The 18,809-nt window shown below is 45.2% G+C and carries 20 protein-coding genes and 1 tRNA gene; 2 read left to right on the top strand and 19 right to left on the bottom strand.

Features of this window, described 5'->3' with window-relative positions; translation table 11 throughout:
* Positions 1-9: 9 nt before the first annotated feature.
* The 12 genes from E5329_RS13920 to E5329_RS13865 form a co-directional block, all read right to left on the bottom strand.
* Complete coding sequence (locus E5329_RS13920) at positions 10-2,466, bottom strand: 6-pyruvoyl-tetrahydropterin synthase-related protein (protein WP_135990118.1); 2,457 nt, start codon at positions 2,464-2,466, stop codon at positions 10-12.
* A gap of 122 nt (positions 2,467-2,588) precedes the next feature.
* Positions 2,589-4,781 carry a Firmicu-CTERM sorting domain-containing protein gene (locus E5329_RS13915; protein ID WP_135990117.1) on the bottom strand — a complete coding sequence of 731 codons (2,193 nt, stop codon included), beginning with the start codon at positions 4,779-4,781 and terminating at the stop codon, positions 2,589-2,591.
* A gap of 30 nt (positions 4,782-4,811) precedes the next feature.
* On the bottom strand, positions 4,812-5,189 hold the full coding sequence (locus E5329_RS13910; RefSeq protein WP_168356628.1) for a 6-carboxytetrahydropterin synthase: 378 nt from the start codon (positions 5,187-5,189) through the stop codon (positions 4,812-4,814).
* A 215-nt stretch (positions 5,190-5,404) separates the two neighbouring features.
* Positions 5,405-5,668 carry a 30S ribosomal protein S18 gene (gene rpsR / locus E5329_RS13905; RefSeq protein WP_135990115.1) on the bottom strand — a complete coding sequence of 88 codons (264 nt, stop codon included), beginning with the start codon at positions 5,666-5,668 and terminating at the stop codon, positions 5,405-5,407.
* A gap of 17 nt (positions 5,669-5,685) precedes the next feature.
* Positions 5,686-6,129, bottom strand: coding sequence for a single-stranded DNA-binding protein (locus E5329_RS13900; protein WP_135990114.1), 444 nt, complete (start codon positions 6,127-6,129; stop codon positions 5,686-5,688).
* Positions 6,130-6,146: 17 nt separating this feature from the next.
* A complete protein-coding gene (rpsF, locus tag E5329_RS13895) occupies positions 6,147-6,437 on the bottom strand; it encodes a 30S ribosomal protein S6 (protein WP_135990143.1) in 291 nt (96 codons plus the stop codon).
* A 126-nt stretch (positions 6,438-6,563) separates the two neighbouring features.
* Positions 6,564-7,649, bottom strand: coding sequence for an alpha/beta hydrolase (locus E5329_RS13890; protein WP_135990113.1), 1,086 nt, complete (start codon positions 7,647-7,649; stop codon positions 6,564-6,566).
* Positions 7,621-7,854: a DUF951 domain-containing protein gene (locus E5329_RS13885; RefSeq protein WP_135990112.1), complete on the bottom strand. Its 234-nt coding sequence runs from the start codon at positions 7,852-7,854 to the stop codon at positions 7,621-7,623. The genes E5329_RS13890 and E5329_RS13885 overlap by 29 nt, the downstream gene beginning before the upstream one ends.
* A gap of 82 nt (positions 7,855-7,936) precedes the next feature.
* Positions 7,937-8,677: an NAD-dependent protein deacylase gene (locus E5329_RS13880; protein WP_135990111.1), complete on the bottom strand. Its 741-nt coding sequence runs from the start codon at positions 8,675-8,677 to the stop codon at positions 7,937-7,939.
* A 175-nt stretch (positions 8,678-8,852) separates the two neighbouring features.
* On the bottom strand, positions 8,853-10,088 hold the full coding sequence (locus E5329_RS13875; protein WP_135990110.1) for an ABC transporter permease: 1,236 nt from the start codon (positions 10,086-10,088) through the stop codon (positions 8,853-8,855).
* 68 nt (positions 10,089-10,156) lie between these two features.
* The gene (locus E5329_RS13870; RefSeq protein ID WP_168356627.1) at positions 10,157-11,815 is read right to left on the bottom strand and encodes an efflux RND transporter periplasmic adaptor subunit; all 1,659 of its coding nucleotides are present in this window, start codon (positions 11,813-11,815) and stop codon (positions 10,157-10,159) included.
* A gap of 37 nt (positions 11,816-11,852) precedes the next feature.
* Positions 11,853-12,515 (bottom strand): ABC transporter ATP-binding protein, encoded by a 663-nt coding sequence (locus E5329_RS13865; RefSeq protein ID WP_135990142.1) that lies wholly within the window; start codon positions 12,513-12,515, stop codon positions 11,853-11,855.
* 359 nt (positions 12,516-12,874) lie between these two features.
* Here E5329_RS13865 and E5329_RS13860 point away from each other — a divergent pair, with 359 nt between their 5' ends.
* Positions 12,875-13,849, top strand: a complete 975-nt coding sequence (locus tag E5329_RS13860) for a dipeptidase (RefSeq protein ID WP_135990108.1) — start codon at positions 12,875-12,877, stop codon at positions 13,847-13,849.
* Between the two features lie 160 nt (positions 13,850-14,009).
* On the top strand, positions 14,010-14,855 hold the full coding sequence (locus E5329_RS13855; protein WP_135990107.1) for an SH3 domain-containing C40 family peptidase: 846 nt from the start codon (positions 14,010-14,012) through the stop codon (positions 14,853-14,855).
* Between the two features lie 133 nt (positions 14,856-14,988).
* Here the strand turns inward: E5329_RS13855 and cysK are convergent, their stop codons facing one another.
* From cysK to E5329_RS29770, 7 genes are all read right to left on the bottom strand, one after another.
* Positions 14,989-15,918, bottom strand: coding sequence for a cysteine synthase A (cysK, locus tag E5329_RS13850; RefSeq protein WP_330572174.1), 930 nt, complete (start codon positions 15,916-15,918; stop codon positions 14,989-14,991).
* A 242-nt stretch (positions 15,919-16,160) separates the two neighbouring features.
* Positions 16,161-16,234, bottom strand: a tRNA-Met gene (locus E5329_RS13845).
* A 108-nt stretch (positions 16,235-16,342) separates the two neighbouring features.
* Positions 16,343-17,377, bottom strand: a complete 1,035-nt coding sequence (locus tag E5329_RS13840) for an IS30 family transposase (RefSeq protein WP_135990106.1) — start codon at positions 17,375-17,377, stop codon at positions 16,343-16,345.
* Positions 17,378-17,432: 55 nt separating this feature from the next.
* Complete coding sequence (locus tag E5329_RS13835) at positions 17,433-17,963, bottom strand: hypothetical protein (RefSeq protein WP_135990105.1); 531 nt, start codon at positions 17,961-17,963, stop codon at positions 17,433-17,435.
* A gap of 142 nt (positions 17,964-18,105) precedes the next feature.
* Positions 18,106-18,324: a hypothetical protein gene (locus tag E5329_RS13830; protein WP_135990104.1), complete on the bottom strand. Its 219-nt coding sequence runs from the start codon at positions 18,322-18,324 to the stop codon at positions 18,106-18,108.
* Complete coding sequence (locus E5329_RS13825) at positions 18,302-18,496, bottom strand: hypothetical protein (RefSeq protein ID WP_135990103.1); 195 nt, start codon at positions 18,494-18,496, stop codon at positions 18,302-18,304. The genes E5329_RS13830 and E5329_RS13825 overlap by 23 nt, the downstream gene beginning before the upstream one ends.
* 81 nt (positions 18,497-18,577) lie before the next feature.
* Complete coding sequence (locus E5329_RS29770; RefSeq protein ID WP_168356626.1) at positions 18,578-18,730, bottom strand: hypothetical protein; 153 nt, start codon at positions 18,728-18,730, stop codon at positions 18,578-18,580.
* Positions 18,731-18,809 lie beyond the last annotated feature (79 nt).

The raw sequence follows: 18,809 nt of genomic DNA, 5'->3' as shown, positions 1-18,809 counted from the left end.
TATATATCATTACTCTGCCTCTTTTTCAGCCTTCTGCAGCCGCTTTCTCCTATGCAGGGTAAATGCCGACAGCAGCGCAAGCCCTGCCAGGCTGACAAGGATTCCTTTCTTTTGATAGGGACGGGTAAATGTGATCACAGTCTTGCCTGATTTGATATAAGTCAGGTGATTTTTCTCATAAATCTCCCGGTTTGCCGCAAAGCTGTCATGATAAGCAAGCCCTGTATTGACATCATCCTTTTCGGCTGTAAGGATGATCTGATTCTTGGTATACTGAATGTGATAAGGCTCTATCTCACGTTCTGGCAGCTCATCCGGGCTTAAATCCATGGCGCGGCTCAAAAGCTTCCCCACCCCTTCGTCCTGTGTGAGGCTGTAATAGTAGGTCAGGTTCAGTCCAATCATCACAATGTTGTCATTTTTTATCGTCCCATAGAAAGGCAGTTCCTGTTTGGCATCTTTTACCTTACCCCAGACATCATCCAGACCGTTGAGATATACGGTACTCCATTCCCGATGTCCATTGGGGAACAAGTCAGTATCCAGAACTCCGTCAATCGTATCCAAATCCGGATACCCCTGGGAAAAAGTAACGGTATTGCAGACTGCGCCCAGAAAACTCTGATTTCGGCTGCCCATGTCATCCGGAATGCCGTCCGCCGCAATCACAATCCGAACGCCTGCTTCACTTAAATCTGTAATCAGTTGTTCTGCATCTGATTTATCTTCATAGGTAAATCCTGCCAGATAAATCAAATCATAGTCTTGTAAATCCTCAAAAGTAAAATCATTCAGATTGATGGTTTCGGTTTCCTCAACCATTGGAAACTGACGGGAAATGCCCGGCGCTGCAGATCCAATGCCTATGGCTCGGTATCTGGCTTTTGTTCCCCAATTTCCTTCTGCATACAGCTTATAAAAACGATAATTTTCATTAAAATCCATCAGTTCATATCCAACTCTCTGAGCTGCCTGATCCAGCTTAAGAATCGGATTTTCTATTGGATTGCTGATGTAATCCAGCTGAATCACAACCGTATCATTTCCCAATTCCATACACCGATCAAATAGATAGAGAAAATTACCCTCTTCCAAAGCTCGGTCAATCTGTTTAAAATTCGCTGTTGTTACTGCCGCTTTTTCGGCAGCCCCATAGGAGGTAGCTACAGGCTTTCCGTAACCTGTCACCAGATATGCGCTCATAGAACCAAGGCTGCTTTCATCCAGCAGCGCCAGCCGCTGCTCTGTCATCTCCTTAGCTTCGCCAATCAACGTAGCATCCGAATAATATGCCATCCGATTCTCCGGCGCCGCCCCGGAACGGTTTCCCAGAATCAACGGCAGAGAGGGCAGAACATCCAGAATCAGCAGCCCTGCAAAAAGCACAATCCACGTTCGTTTTAATGTATCCCAAATCAGAAAGCTGAATAATATCATACATAATCCAATGGATATAAAACGGAGCATCTGAAGATATTCTTTGCCTGGCAAAAGTTCCAACAACAGGTAGGATGTCTCCGAACTGAATATCAGAACCAGCAGGCCTGTCCAAAATCCAGCCATAGATTTCTTTTTGCTGAGAAAAACTCCAAAAACAGTCAGCAAAATGGCCGCCAGTCCGAAATAAGAATTCACACAGCCCAGGTGCATACGGGCGGCAGGATTAATTGACAAAAATATATTCTGAAAATAATCTGCCATGCTCTCAAGGCTGTTTACGGAGTTCATACCGCCGGCTGCAGCGGGGATCAGCCATGCTCCTGCCAGAAGATATCCCAAGATAAGAGCAGATATTATATGTGTCTGCTGCTGCCATTGATGATAAATCACCATAGTTACAATCAGATATACTGCAAAGCTTATCAGAATCATTCCGGCATAGTCAATGTGGCACAGCACAATCACCGCAAAGCAAAAAGAAATGTTCGGCAAAAGACGCCAGCGCCGGCTTTGCAGGTAGTCATATACCCAATACATCAAAAGAGGAAGGATTGCATTGCAGACAGATTTTGCCAAATCCCCTTCATAAAACAGGGTGCTCAGATTATTGGGCATAAAAAACCATAACATGCCTAAAAAAGCACCAAAATAAGGACGTCCTGCTTTACATCCTGCATAGAGCCATGATACTGATCCAAGAAAGCAAAGAATCGTAATAAAAATGAGGTAACCGTTCATGGAACTGCCGCCCAAGAACTGGCAGACAGCCAGCAGACAGACTGGAATCGGCGCACAATAACGCATCATTTCTATTCCATTGTACCAAAGTGAATGGTATGCAGGCCAGAGATTTCCGCTCCTGACTGCCTGATATAATACCTCTCCCTGGTAGAGGTGTCCCAGGGTATCCTTCCCGCTGGGATAGACGCCGCTGTTTCCTACAAGCTCCGCCGTTCCATATGCTATTAATGCATAAAGAATGGGCATTAATACAATCAGATAATATGACTTCTTTCTGTCTCTCAATGCCCATTCCTCCTAGTACCGATTTTGCATTTTCTATGATTTATTGCCAGAATTTTATTGTTTCCGGCAAGGAAGCTGCATAATCCATTGTCAGAATTTTATTGTTTCCAGCAAGGGAGCCGCTATGCAGCAGATGGTATTAATTCATTTTTTTTCCTTTTTCTGTACCAGAATACGATGCCGACGGAAGCGATGCAGATTGCCACTCCTGCAAGAGGGCCTGTGGAAGTGCCTGCAGTAAAAATCCATTCCTGCCCAATTCTTCCATACTGTGCGGCAATTTCTTTCAAATTTGCTGCATCCACGCCAAGCTTTTCTGCGATCATCGGCAGTTCCAGATAATATTCCATTTCATCCTTTCCGTCTTTTCCAATGGTCATAATCATTTTCCCGTAGATTTGATCCATATCATTCAGATCACTGATATTTTGAGACTGCCCCCAGGCGTCCAGGGAAACGATATGGTATTCATAGGTACCTTCCGGCAGCCCCGCACGTTTGGGATTCCAGTCGATAGTTCCGTTGGCGTCCACAGTTACGAATCTTGGATAAAATACCATACTTTGATCTACAGAACCGTTTCTCAGGCTCTCAGCGCTCTGATTAAATGCAATGGTAATTGCTTCTGTAAATTCCTGCCCTGCTTCCTGCAAATGCTGCGGCATATTAGTCACAACATGCCCATATAATTTTCCGTCACTGGAATACAGTGCGCCTTTGGCGTCAATCTGCGATTCCTGGGAACCTGCAGTGGCATACTGGATGGTACTGTGTCCGTAATCCTCCCAGTCTTTATACTGGCCGTCAAAGTGAATGCCATCAAAAAGGTTTTCCAGATTATTCCCACTGTCCGGCTGCAGGTTTACAATGCCGCTGAGAAAGGGTTCTCCCTGATAAAGTCCGAAAGAAAGGCTTTCTCTATATTTCGGAAGCTGATCTTTGGGAATTGCCACCTCCCATTCACTTCCCTTATAAGCAACCGCAGCTCCGTTTACTCCGCTGACTGTCGGCGCTGTAGATAACTGAATGTCTGTCTCGTATCCTAAATCAGAGGTAATGGCAAATTTACCATTGGAATGGGTTCCTGCGCCGGATGCATTGCTGCCCTTGCCGTCCTTGATATAAAGATAGAGCCAGTGGCCGTCAAACACTGCTGCAACCTGTGACAAACATTCGGTGTGGGCGCTGTTGGGACAGGAAGCGTCCGTTTTAGCCACTGCCTTCCAGTCAGAATAATTTCCGTCAATACTGATTCCAGCATAAACAGCTGGAAGATCTTCTGTGATAGAATCACCGTTTACCTGCTCAATATCGCTGGAAGCAATTGCAGTGCCTCCGAAGGTAAGCGTAAAGTCCATGCTGTGGAAAAAGCTGACGGGAACTGCAAGTTCTACAACGTAAAGTCCCGGGTTATTTCCGTGGGCTTCGTTGGTTACTGCAGCCTCTGCCCCCGCAACATTGCCGAAATAGGCATTCTTCACTTCTGCTTTACCCTGCCCTGCATGGACAGTAATTTGATTACTGATATCTGATATGCCGTCGGGATAAGCAAACTGAAATTTATTTTTTGTAAAATTATAATCCCACTCAGTGGTGGCATTTCCCGTAAAGCTGAAATACAATGTATTGCCGTCTGGAGAAAACGCAGCTTTCCAATAATCCACGTCGGAGCCGGAACGTTCCGTTACCCCTGCCCAGTCAGAAAGATTGCCGTCAATAGCAATGCTGCCGCTTACACTGGGATGGATTGCTGCCGCAATAGAATCTTCCCCCAAAGTCTCTTTCTCATCCTCTGCTTTGCCGTCGGTTTTATCAGACATGGAATCTTTAACTTCATTATCCTCGTTCTTCTCATCGTCTGTGTCAGAGTCTTCATTGTCATTGGAGTTTTGACGATCCTCTGTTTCCTCTGCCTGGTTCTGGGAACCTTCTGTTCCTGCTGACTGGCTGTCATCCGGATTGTTCTGTTCTCCTGTCTGGTTCTGGGAATCCTCTGATCCTTCCGACTGGCTGCCGGCTGGATTTGACTGTTCTCCGCCGGAATTCTGCTCTGATGTCTGAGTGCCGTCTGCTTCGGCGTCTTTCCCATCTTGAAGCGGTTCAGAGTCTTTTGGGGCAGATTCATTTCCATTTGCCGGATTCTGATCTGATGCCGCAACAGATTCTGTACTGTTTTCTGATCCGCCTGTTGTTTCCGCCTGCTGGTTCAAAGCGTCTGGATTTAGTTCTGCCGCTGTGACGGGCAACCCTGATAATAACAGAGATACGGACAGCAGCCCTGCCGCAGCGCTCCGGAAAATCTTATTGGCCTTCATTGAAATCCTCCCTTATAAGTTAATTCCGTATTAAAATGTTTCTTCTGTGATGGCGTAAATGCGCAAAGGCGTTTCACTTATTTCAAAACGGGCAAATTTCCAGTGCTGCTTCTCCAATGCATCCTTCACCTTTAAATAAAACACTTCGCCCAAATGCTCAATGCTGGTATTTCCCTCAAATTCAGGAAAATCATTGAGATATTGGTATTGGTAAGGACCAAACACCTGCTCTAAAACAGAATCCATACTGGCAAATTCCAAGAATTCTTCTGCCATATGTCTTGCCACAATCTCAATTTCAATTAAATGATGATGTCTGTGCTCCGCCTTTTTGTCAAAGCTGTGCTGCATGCATAAACGATACTTTAAACGATGGTATTTCATTTGCGCGAACCTGCCTATACTCATGACCATACCTGCTGTCATGTTTTGTGAAATTATTATAGCACACTCTTTTTTTCGCTTTCAATGCCAATACTCCGCATTTTTACTAAGATTTACCACATTTCACAGGTAATTTCCGGCATTTTGTCCAAATTATATAAATAGACCAACCATCCGAAGATGATTGGTCTTACCTGAAATCTTATAAAATTGTATTATATTGGAGAACTTCCCAGGGCTTAATCTGTTACATACGGCATCAGGGAAATATGTCTTGCCCTCTTGATTGCAACAGTAAGAGCTCTCTGGTGCTTTGCGCAGTTTCCGGTAATTCTTCTGGGAAGGATCTTTCCTCTCTCAGAGATATATCTCTTTAACTTATTGGAGTCTTTATAATCAATTACATTATCTTTGCCGCAGAAAACACAAACTTTTTTTCTTCTGCGCATTCCGCCTCTTCTCTTCATGGGAGAATCGCCTCTGTCTGTTTTATTATAAGCCATTTTATTTACCTCCTGTTCTAATTAAAGGGTAATTCCTCATCAATCCCATCTGGAATGTTCATAAAACCATCCCCGACTGCAGCGCTGGGCGCCGGTCTGCCAGCAGGCTGAAATCCTCCTGTCTGGCTGTCGCTTACCGCTTTACTCTCAGCAAATTCCTGTTCTTCCACAACAACATCCGTCGTGTAGACTTTCTGCCCTTCCTGATTGGTGTAGCTTCCGGTCTGGATTCTTCCGGTTATGGCAATCTTGATTCCTTTGTGAAAATACTTTTCCGCAAATTCTCCAGCTTTTCCAAAAGCAACGCAATTGATAAAATCTGCTGTCTGCTGGTCATTATCACGGCGGAATCTTCTGTCTACTGCCAATGTATATCTTGCAACCGCTGTTGCGGATTCTCCCTGTGAGTAACGCACTTCAGGATCTCTGGTTAATCTGCCCATCAGTATAACCTTATTCATCTAATCTCCTCTTTCTATTACGCCTCATCTTGTCTAACGCATAAGAACCGAAGCACATTGTCCATAATACGCACGCGCTTCTCTAATTCTGCCGGACAATCTGCCGGGGCATCGAACTGGATAAAGTAATAGAAACCTTCACGCATCTTTTGAATCTCATAAGCAAGTCTCTTCTTGCCCCATTCATCTACGTTGGTTATTGCGCCGCCGAAACGAGTGATATACTCTTTCGCTTTCTCTACCACTGCGGCTCTTTCTTCATCCTCGATTTTTGCATTAACAACAAGAGCTAATTCATATTTGTTCATGCTCATCGTACCTCCTTCTGGTCTCCGGCCCTCAATCGCTGTTGAGAGCAAGGATAAAATATTATATCACGAGTTATTATCTTAGCACAACCCGTCTGTATTTTCAAGGGTTTTATCCAAAAAATGTTATTCCACATGCAATTTTAAGAATTCAGCTATCCTGCGGTAATATGTATCTGGATCTTTCTCTTGTGCCTGTCCATGCCCGGCTCCTTCTACAATCAGAAGCTCCTTTTCACAAGATGCGGCTTCGTACAGGTCCCTGGACATCTGAACAGATATCATGGCATCTGAATCTCCGTGAATGAAAAGGGTAGGCGTACTGCTTTTTTTCACTGCTTCCAGGGCGGAAGCGTCTTTCAGGTTATATCCGCCTCTCAGCCGGAGCATCAGGCATGCCGAATCTATCAGGGGAAAGGCAGGAAGTCCAAACCATTCTTTGATTTTTTCTCCAAACATCGAATAGGCGTCGGTATAAGAGCAGTCAGAAATAACTGCCTGCACCTGCCTGGGAATTTCGTCGCCTGTCATCATCAGCGCCGTTGCCGCGCCCATGGATTGTCCGTGAATTACAATCTGGGCTTCTTCGTCCTGGGAAAGAATATAATCAATCCAGAGCATACAGTCAAAATGATCTGTCCAGCCCATTCCGATGAAATCGCCTTCGCTTTCCCCCTGACAGCGCAAATCCGGCACAAGGGCATGATAGCCCTGGTTGTGATACCAGTAGGCGAAGGGGTACATTTCCTCCTTCCAGCCAGTATAGCCATGCAGCAGAAGCACCCACTTATGATTGTTCCCGCTGACGCCTTCCTTATTGTCTGACGCTGTTTCGGCTTCCTCAGTGTCAGCTTCCTCTGTTTTGGTCTCTTCTGCATCAGCTTCCTTCGCCGGAAATTCTTCTGCAATCAGTGTATATCCGTCTTCTGTTTCTGCAGAAAGCTTTTTGTGTTCTGCGGTTTTCAGCCATTCTCTGGTTTCGTTCAAAGCCATCTGCCGATTACCCTTAATATCCGAGGTCTGCACCTGGGCCGCATAGCTTTCCTCTGTAATTCGTTCAAAAGCCTCTAATTTTTCCATAAAAGAGGGCACTAATGCCGCGCTTATCAGAAAATTCACCAGAATGATATAAAAAGCCAGCAGCAGGCACAAAAAGATACCTGCCGCTTTTATTATTTTTTTCTTATGTCTCTTTTCCTGCGCAATTTTCATATTTTTCGTCCTGTATGTCTTCTTTTTTCCGAATGCCCTTGGTATTCTTTTCCACCTGCTTTCTCGGAATCATAATCTGGCGTCCGCATCCTAAGCATTTCAGGCGGAAATCTGCCCCTACCCGAAGCACCTCCCACTCGTTACTGCCGCAGGGATGCTGCTTTTTCAGCCGTACAATATCTCCTATTTCAAATGGTATTGGCATACGCTTCCTCCTTTTATTTCACTATTGTATCTCAGCATACGCATCTATGCAGCCTGTATGCATTCCGAACATTTATAGAACCTCAGACTGCAATTTTCCCAAATAATTCGCCAATGCTTTCCTGCAGAACAAGATCTGCCATGCTGTCTCTGGGGGTTGGCGTTTTGTTAATCAATACCAGTTTCTTTCCCTGATAGTAGTCTACCAGCCCTGCAGCCGGATAAACGGCAAGGGAGGTTCCTCCGATAATCAGCATATCTGCCTGACTGATATACACAACCGCTTCCTGAATGATCTGGTTGTCCAGCCCTTCCTCATACAGCACCACATCCGGCTTCAAATCTCCGCCGCATGCTTCGCAATGGGGCACTCCTTTACTGTTCAGTACATATTCCGCATCATAGAACTGATGGCAGGATTCACAGTAGTTCCGGTGAACGCTTCCGTGAAGCTCCAGGACTTTTTTGCTTCCTGCAAGCTGATGAAGGCCGTCAATATTCTGAGTGATTACCGCTTTCACTTTTCCCGCAGCTTCCAGCTGCGCCAGCTTCTTGTGGGCCATATTGGGCTCTGCGTTAAGACATAGCATTTTATTCCGGTAGAACCGATAGAATTCTTCTGTGTTCCGTCTGTAAAAGGTATGGCTTAGTATGGTTTCCGGCGGATAATCATATTGCTGATTATAGAGCCCGTCTACGCTGCGAAAATCCGGAATTCCGCTTTCTGTGGACACTCCTGCGCCGCCGAAAAAAACAATATTGTCTGACCCTGCTACCATATCCAGAAATTTTGCAATTTTTGCTTCCCTGTCCTGACTTGCCATGCTGATTCCTCCCTGATTGATACGATTGAATATTTACCTGTTTGTCTTCTGTTTATGTTAACATATTCTCTTTGAAAAAGAAAGTTTTCCTGCATGACAAATTTACCCAAACCGCAAGGTATCGCCGTGACGCCGGATGAATCGCAGGATAGATTGGGCCATTTGACAAGAGCCTTTAATTTCTCCGCAGCGCCTCTATCGGGCTTAGCTTTGCCGCTTTTCTGGCAGGATAAATTCCAAAGAACACGCCGATGCCGCAGGAAAACAGCGTTGCCCCCAGAATGGTGCTGACTTTAATGCCTGGATGAATGGTGCTGCCCATGGAAGCGCTCATCAGGCCGCAGGCTCCTACCGCTCCCAGCAGCCCCAGAAGAATGCCGATAATTCCGCCTACAATCGTAAGAATTGCCGCCTCCGCCAGAAACTGCATCAGAATGGATGAAGTTTTAGCGCCCAGGGATTTGCGGATTCCAATTTCTCTGGTGCGCTCTGTCACAGACACCAGCATAATATTCATAACGCCGATCCCTCCTACAATCAGGGAAATGGCGGCCACACAGGAAATAAATGTGGTTACAATGGCAAGCATCGTATTCAATTCCGCCACCATATCCTGAAAGCTCTGAATCTGATAATAATCCTCTCCGGCGCACCGGTGCCTGGTTTCCAACAAATGAATGATGTCCTTTGCCACTTCTTCCCCGCTGGCCTTGTCATTTGCAAACACCGTGGCAGAGTAAAAGGAATCGCTTTCCCAGCCAAAATGCTCAAAGGAAGTATAAGGCACATCCAGCGTTACCGGCATCCCTTCGTAAGTATAACTGACAAAGCCGCCGTTCTCCTTCTGTTGGGTTACCCCCACAATCCGATAGCTGCCGGTAATCTCATTAATGGTTACTTCAATGTCCATGCCCACCACATCATCAGACCCAAAGAGACGTTTTGCATCATTGTCTGTAATGACGCAGACACGGTTTCCTTCTTCCGTATCTGCGGATGTAAAATAAGAGCCCCTTTTCATATTATAATTCATGGATTTCTGCATATCTTCCGTTCCGCCGTTTAGCTGCACCACAAATTCTCCTTTGCCGGTTAAGGTGCTTCCTGAACTGCTGTCATTGGGCGTTACTCCGTCCACTCCCTCTAACTGTTCCTTGATTGCGGTCAAATCCTCCGATGTAATCCATGCCTCTTCTGTCATTGCATCATCGCTGCAATACACGCTGATCTGGCCGGTGCCAAGGTCTGCCACTTCCGAATTCATGGCGTTGGCAGTTCCTTCACCTACTGACATTACCATGATAACAGAAGAAATTCCGATAATAATGCCCAGCATAGTGAGGAAGGATCGGCCCTTATTTGCAGTTATATTCTTAAATGCCATTTTGACATATTCTGCCATATTTCCCATTTCAATACCTCATATTTGATGTGAATTTTCTGCTGCATTACTTGATAGATTCCTATGGTTTCGTTGTGTCATTCCTGTTCTTTCAGCTGTTCCTGTTCCGTCACCGTAATCATATCGCCTTCTTCATGGTTTCCAGGATCTGCAATCACCTGCTCGCCTTCCTCAATTCCTTCCGTAATTTCCGCACATTCATCGGAGGTTACGCCTGTTGTAATGGCGCGCTTTGCCAAAATTCCATCTTCATTGATCCAACAGAAGGTTCCGTCTTTTCCGATATTAACTGCTTCAATGGGAAGAATTACCACATCCTTTGCCTCTGCCGCCAGAATCTTTACTTTCGCATCCACTCCCAGGAAAATATTATCATCGGGATGATCCAAATGCACCGTAGCCTGAATTCCAGCTGCAGCCACAGCCGCCTGATTGGTTCCTGCCATCCCGTTTTCTGCAATCCTGCTGATCCTGCTGACGGTTCCTTCATAGGTATTCCCTGCAAAGGTAATTTCTGCTTTCTGTCCTTCCTTTACTTTATCATAAACATTTTTGGACAGCGTAATTTCTACATTCACATTGTCAATGCTCTGCAGTGTAAATAGCTGCATTCCCTGTGAAACAGTAGCGCCTTCCACCACCTGTTTATCTGAAATAACGCCGTTGAATTCTGCAGAGATTCCCTGCTGTCCCTGCAAAATCAGCTCCTCCAAAGATTTGCTTTCCAGCTCTGCCAGGTTATTATTGGTCTGCATCTGGGCCCTTGCCGCGCTGCTTAAGGTTCCTGCATCTGCTTCGGCAAGGGATTTCTGCCCCTCCAGCTTTGCCTGCAGCTCTGCCAGTTCTGCCTGGGCTGCTTCCAGCTTTTGCTGCAGTTCTGTTGTGCCAGCTACGGCTCCCAGGGTCAAATCCGCCGATTGCGGCTGTAATGCGGCTGCCTGGGTATTGAGATTATTTACAAGCTCCTGGGCTGCCTCATAAGCTGCTTTTGTCTCTGCCAGCTTTTCATTTGCTCCGTTCAATGCTTCCCGTGCCGCCTCTAATCCTTCCTCATTTCCAGAAGCCGCTGCCGCATCAAAATTCACCTGTGCAGTCTGCTGTTCCATTACTGCTTTGTCATAGGCAGCTTTGGATTTCTCTAAAGCCTTCTCTGCTTTTTTTAATTCTTTCTGAAGTTCCTTCTGTTGAGCTTTCAGCTCTTCCTGCTCTTGCTTTGTTGCTTCTTCCTGGGCTTTTGCTTCACCGGAAATAGCTGCGGTCAAATCCGCAATTTCCTGATTTTTTGCATCCACCTGACCCTGAAGGGAATTCACCTGAGCCTGAGCCTGGGCCTGTCTTACTGCCGCTTCATTGGACTTGTTTACGGTATCCTGATATCCAAGCTGATTTGCTTTTACGGTAAGTTCCGCTTTTTGATTTTGATCTTCCAGATCCTTTAAGTCAAAGGTTACCAGCTTCTGGCCTTCCTTCACCAGATCCCCTGTCTGAAAATCGGCTGTCTCCACTTCTGCATTGACTGGGGAAAATATCGTCTTCTGTTCGCCGCTGACAACGGTTCCATTGGTTTCCACTGTTTCTGATACATTTCCTTTTTCTACGGTTATGCTTTCTACCTTCATGGCGTTTGTTATGACTTCCTGAGCGTTTCTGGCAGTGTTAATTCCCATAATGCAGATAATGACTGCTACGACGGCCACTGGTATCACGATTTTCCAGATTTTTTTCCTTTTCTTCATGCTTTTTCCCTCCTGTGTTTTTCTCAGCTTAAAACCATTAATTTTCATTATAATAATCCTCCACAATTCTGCCGTCCAAAATCCGGACCACCCGCTTGGCTTGTTTGGCAATATCGTTGTCATGGGTAATCAGAATGACGCTTCTGCCTGCCTGGTGCAGTTCTTTTAAAATCTCCATAATTTCCCGGGTGGAAGCAGAGTCCAGATTGCCGGTGGGTTCGTCTGCCAGAATCACCGGCGGTTCTGCAGCAATGGCTCTTGCAATGGCCACTCTCTGCTGCTGCCCTCCCGACATCTCAGAGGGTCTGTGATCCATACGTTTTTCCAGCCCTACCTTCAGAAGCGCTTCCTTTGCCATTCTGTGCCGCTCTCCTTTTCCAATTCCACGGTAAATCAGAGGCAGTTCTACATTTTCCATGGCGTTCAGGTTTGCAATCAGATTAAATCCCTGAAAAATAAATCCAATTTCCTGATTTCTGATTTCGGATAATTGATTGTCCTTCATGGCTGACACATCTTTTCCATTGAGATAATAAGTTCCTGAGGTGGGCACGTCCAGACATCCCAGCATATTCATCAACGTAGATTTTCCGGAGCCGGAATGTCCGATAATCGCCACAAATTCCCCTCTGTTAATTTCCAGATCCACGTGATCCAGCGCGCGGACTTCATTTTCACCGGGATTGTAGACTTTACACATATCCTGAACTCTGATTAACTTTTCCAACCTGCTTCCTCCCTTTCCTGAATTGCTTTTTTGTTATTTTATCAGTTATTTCTTAAAATAAATATAATTTTATCTTACACTTATCTTACTTTTAGTTTATAAAATCTCTGTCTTGTATGTCTCTTGAAGGCTTTCGGCGGCACCTGCATATAAATTCGTATCCATGTCTTTCTATTATTATGAAACGAATGCAGGACAAAAAAAGATTCAAATCTCGCTCAAGGAAATCCAATAATTTCCAATATCGACAAATTATTACTTTCCGCTCAGGGTTGCGCATGTTATAATTAACCTGTGTAAAAGCCCTTGTTTAAACCTATGGAGGCGACCTTATGAAAATTATAGATATGCACTGCGACACTATTTCCCGGATTTATGGGGAACGAAAACGCGGAAAACATGCCCGGCTGCGCAGCAACTCGTTTCAGCTGGATTTGGAAAAAATGAAACGTTCCGGTTATCTGCTCCAGAATTTTGCCATGTTTCTCGACACCGGAGAAACTGCTTCTCCTTATAAAGACTGTAAGGAGCAAATACATATTTTTCAGGAGGAAATGAAGGAAAATCAAGATATGATTGCGCCGGTAACATCCTATGAAGAAATTCTTGAAAATGAATCTCAGGGAAAAATGTCTGCGCTTATGACATTGGAAGAGGGAGAAGCCTGTGAGGGCAGCCTGGAGAAACTGGAAGAATTCTATCAGCTTGGCGTCCGCATGATGACATTTACCTGGAATTATCCCAACAGCCTTGGATTTCCCGGGGAACCCGTTGCCAGTCGCCTGGCCCAGTCTCAGGGATTGACCCATCTGGGAAGGGAATTCCTGGAGCGGATGGAGGAGCTTGGCGTTATTCCTGATGTCTCCCATCTATCGGATGCAGGAATCAGGGATCTCTGCCAGTTTGCCAAAAAACCATTTTGCGCCAGTCATTCCAATGCCCGTTCTCTCTGCCATCGGGGGCGGAATTTGCCAGATGAACTGATCCGCGGCATTGCAGAACGCGGCGGCGTAGTGGGCGTCAATTATTATGGGCCGTTTCTGACCGCTACTACGGATGTATTGGGCCGTTTCTATGGGTATGTCAGCGACATTGCCGCACATATCCGTCATATTGCGGATGTAGGAGGCATAGAATGTATCGGGCTTGGTTCTGATTTTGACGGTATTGACAATAATTTGGAACTGAAAAACTGCGGTTCTCTTGGACGATTGGAACGGGAACTGAAACAGGCCGGATTTCACGAAGGTGAAATAGATAAAATATTTTACCAGAATGTATTGGCCTTTTATAAGGAATTATTGTAAGTGTTTTTGATTTTCAAAAGATAGATATACCTGTAAGCCACATGATTTGTCAGCAAATTCCCATTATTTCAGGAAGAACTGCTAAGTATTTGGCAAATAAGTGGACTCTTAAGCATAACCGTATGTTTGGCCGAATATTTTGGAAAGAAAAGAGGAGATTATGCATACAGTCATTGTTACCCTTCCAAATGCATTTCTTTATGAAACTCCATCTGCCGAAACGGTCTCCGATGAGGTTTTGTCTGGATGGATGGTAACTGTACAGAAACGGCAGGGGGATTTTTTAGAAATCACCACAGATTATGGTTACAAAGGATGGATGGAAGCTTCGGCTGTCCGCAGCATTGGGCCGGAAGAATGCCGCTGCCAAAATTATGATAAATTCTCAGAGAATCCTATGGGTCTGTCTGTTTTATGCCGGGGAATGACAGATGTTTTGAAAGAGCCGGAAGTGCAGTCTGCCGTATTATCTACTCTTTTTATGGGAAGCCATGTATTTGCTTTGGGCAGACCCCGGGACGGATGGCAGAAAATAAAAACAGCAGAGAAAATCTGCGGGTATGTCCCCGCGGTTTCTCTGCTTTATTCTGACATGCGGTCTGCGCCCTGTTCTGAGATCCGCCAGAGCATCTTGCATTACGCCAAATCCTATCTGGGAGTCCAATACCGCTGGGGCGGCAAAACCCACGCAGGAATTGACTGCTCTGGACTGGCATTTATGAGTTATTACATGTGCGGAATCATCATTTACCGGGACGCTGTGATGATGGAAGGCTATCCCGTCCGGAAAATCCCCCTTTCCCAGCTGCAGCCGGCCGATCTGCTCTATTTTCCCGGACATGTGGCGCTTTATCTCGGACATGGCGATTATATCCATTCCACCGGAAATCTCTCTGCCTTTGGCTGTACCATAAACAGCCTGAATCCCTATAGTCCTGTTTACCGTAAGGATCTGGCAGAAAATCTCACTGCTGTGGGAAGTGTGTTCTGTACATCTGAAAAATAATTTCATCTGCTGTAAGGAAGCCTGGGGACTTTTGACAAATAAATGCGGACTGCTTTGGCAATTATCTAACTATATTTCCAATGGCTTCCTCAATGGCAGCCTTTAAACCTTATCTTTTTTACTCAATGCTCATTTACTCAAACAAAGGCGTAGAAAAATACCGCTCCGCCGTATCCGGCAGAATTGTAACCACCGTCTTGCCTTTTCCTAATTTTTTTGCCAGTTTTAATGCGGCGGCCACATTGGTTCCGCTGGAAATCCCGCACATAATCCCTTCTTCTGCCGCCAGCCGTTTTGAGGTGGAAAGGGCTTCCTCATCCGTAATAATACAAACTTCATTATAGATCTGCTGATTCAGGATTTCCGGAATCAGGCCGTCTCCAATTCCCATTTGCAGATGCGTCCCAATGGAACCGCCGGACAAAATGGCCGCATGCTCCGGCTCCACTGCCCAGATTTCCATATCAGGATTCTTCTCACGAATCGTCTCTCCTACTCCGGTAATGGTGCCCCCGGTGCCGATCCCAGAACAGAACCCATGAATGGGCCCATTTACCTGCTCTAAAATCTCAATGCCGGTCTGGGAACGGTGCACGGCAGGATTCGCAGGATTTTCAAACTGCTGGGGCACAAATACCCGGGAATCCTGCTTTGCCATGGAAAGGGCTGTCTGCAGGCATTCTTCAATACATGCGCCAATATTTCCATCATCATGAATCAGAATTACTTCTGCCCCATAGTGCTCCACCAGCTTGCGGCGCTCTTCACTGACAGAATCCGGCATAATGATTTTTGTCTGATAGCCCCGTACAGCGCCTACCAGCGCAAGGCCGATGCCCTGATTGCCGCTGGTGGGTTCCACAATAATGGTATCTTCCCCAATCAGTCCCTTTTCTTCTGCATCTTTTATCATATTATAGGCCGTTCTTGTCTTAATGGAACCGCCTACGTTCAGCCCTTCGAATTTCACTAGTACCTGGGCGCTCTCCGGTTCAGGCATGTGGTTTAAGCGGATTAAAGGGGTGCCTCCCATTGCTTCTAATATATTGTCATAAATCATCATCTCAAATCCTTTCTATGTCCCTGCAGGAAGGGAAATATCTATAAAATTATAATATGTATTCTTTGGAAATACAACAGACATTTCTTTCTGTTTTATCATATATTTCATTTTGTAAATATTCTAAAATAGCCATCCTCATATCCACTCGTTCACTTTCTTAATATTCTTCCGCTTGTTTGTAATAATAGAAAAGACATTATCACCGGATTCTCATATCCCTTGATAATGTCTTCTTGAAAAAATTGCGGGGGCAGGATTTGAACCTGCGACCTTCGGGTTATGAGCCCGACGAGCTTCCAGACTGCTCCACCCCGCGTTGACATTTTCTATTATATTCCAAAAATATAAAAATGTCAAATCTTTTCTGATACTTTTTTCCCAACTGCATTTTGTCAATAGTTATGCAACAACTTTTTGAAAAAATTTAGGCCAGTTTCTTGATTTCCTCTTCAAAGAGTTGGGCGGAAGTCTTAAACCCCAAAATCCCCCTGGGATAGTTGTTTATCCAGGTTTCTATATACTCTATGTCCTTATCCTGCTTTTCCTCGAAGTCCTCCCCTTTTGGTATATGGCGGCGGATAAGGCGGTTACTATTCTCGTTTGTGCCCCTCTCCCAACTGCTATATGGATGACAATAGAAAAGAAAGGTCCGCTTTTCCCCATCACGCAAAACAGACCGCTCTAACCCCTCATAGTCCGCAAACTCCACCCCATTGTCCACGGTGATGCTTCTAAAGACTTTAGGGAACATATCGCCCCATTTCCTTTCCAACCGGTCCAGGGCTTCCACTACGCTTGCCGCCTTTTGGTCTGGCATCTTAATGATGATTTCATCCCTGGTTTTACGTTCTGTTAATACAAGCATACATGACTTTGTAATGCCCTGCTTTCCCTTTACCGTGTCCATTTCCCAATGTCCAAAGGTTTCCCGGTCCTTTACTTCCTCCGGGCGGTTCTCTATGCTCTCCCCGGCGGATGCCCTTTTCTGCACCTTTACTTTCTTATTATGCTTTTTCCTCTTCCCTTTTATCGGTAGGTCCTTATTGGTTAATTTTAAGAAAATACCATTGTCTATATATCTATATAAAGTCCTCACACTGATAGAGGTCTTAAACTCAATCCCACTTTGGGTTACTGCTGCCAATGCGGCTTCCGGGCTATACTTATCGTTTACAATCTTATCCTCTATGTATTCAGCTAAAGGCATATCATTCCCTATTTTAAGACTGCGCCCCTTTCCCTGGGCGTTCCAATCATGGTTCTTTTGCCCCAAATCGCTACTATACCTCACTTCCTCGGTATAGTCACTATTTCTATGGGTATATTCTCCCCTTTTTATTTCCCGGTATATGGTGCTTCTATGAACGTGCAAGTACGCCGCAACCTCCGTTACCTTATGGCCGGAATTAAGCATTGTTTCCATCTTTATCCTATCATTTTTAGTTAAATGCTTCCCCATGAAATCATCCCTCCAAAAGAAACGGACACGGAAAGAATCCGTGCCGCCCAGTGTCCTATTTTTTTACATCCTCTTTAATCTCTTCCCGGTAAGTGATTTCAATGGTGATGCAAAACGCATCTTCTAACGAATCATAAAAATATTTGTCCCTGCCGCTGTCATACCGTACTATTTTATAATTTCCGCCGGAAACCTCCGCTTCAATCTTCTGGATACTTCCGCTTTCTATCAACTTTTTAACCTTTGCCCTGCTGCCTTTCTTTATTTCTCCAATACATACATCACCCATAAAGGCTTGAATAGGTTCTACCCCCCCCCCGAACAAAAGTTCTATTTTTCCAGACAATTCATATTCATAGATTTTTTCATCTTCCAGGCCGCTTTCTATGATTTCCTTTTTGGAAAGTTTATAGTCCTCGTTTTCCTCCACAAGTTCCATAATCTCTTCCATGTGGGCTTCCACATTATCCAGTTTATGCCGCTGTGTCTTGATTATCCCTTTTGGCCTTTTGGGTTCTTCCTGGGGCTGTGGTGTCGGTGTTGGCTCTTCCTGCTTTTTAGAGAATAGATTTTTCAAAATTCCCATGTTAAGTTCCTCCCTTTGTATGAATCTGTGATTTTGCATACCGCAAGCGGCCATCCGTCCGTATCACGCCCTACGGCTTTATAGGATGACAGCTTGCAATATACCGGGTGTTATCGTACAACCTTTTAAACGCCGGATAACTTCACCGGGGCGTGGCATGGTTTTCTAGTTCCCGGCCTACCTGGGAAGAATAGGCGTGTACGCTTCCCTGGTAGGTACTTTTTGCACCAGTGCAACCCATCAACAGTTTGTAGGGGCTTTGGACCCTCACGCCGCCCATGGTCAGCATGGCCGTTTTAGTTGCCCCCCGGCGGCTGTCCTGCTGCCGGGGCGGCATCTTAATCCAGGCCCATCCTTGCATCAATAGCCTGGTTTATATATTCGCTTACGCTTTGCCCTGCTGCCGCTGCGGCTTCCTTTACAATCGCCTTTTTCCCTTTTGGCATATTGACTTCCACCCTATCATAGTTGGCCTTGTTAAACTCATTTTGGTATTTAATCTGGTTGAAATCCTCTTTTTTCGGTCTTGCCATTTTCCCACTATCCTTTTATAATATTTTTAACGGATTGGGCGGTTTTGGCAAGTCCGCCGCCCTCTCTGTTTCCCCTATTTCTTACGCTTCAATGTCTTTTTGCGTATCTTCTTTTAATTCCCTTACCAACTCCAACGCCTTTTCGCTGTCTTTATCTTCCAAGGCTTTTTCTATATTGTTGATGGTTCTTAAAAGTTTCCTGCAATATGCTACGAATTCTCTCATATCTTCCATGCCATTCTCCTTTCTATGCTTGCCCATGTATTTGTTAAGAATCTCTCTTAACTGTCTTTATTATATTACATATTCCGGG

Source organism: Petralouisia muris, from assembly GCF_004793545.1.
Classification (GTDB): Bacteria; Bacillota; Clostridia; order Lachnospirales; family Lachnospiraceae; genus Petralouisia; species Petralouisia muris.
This window is presented reverse-complemented; position numbering and strand designations above follow the sequence as displayed.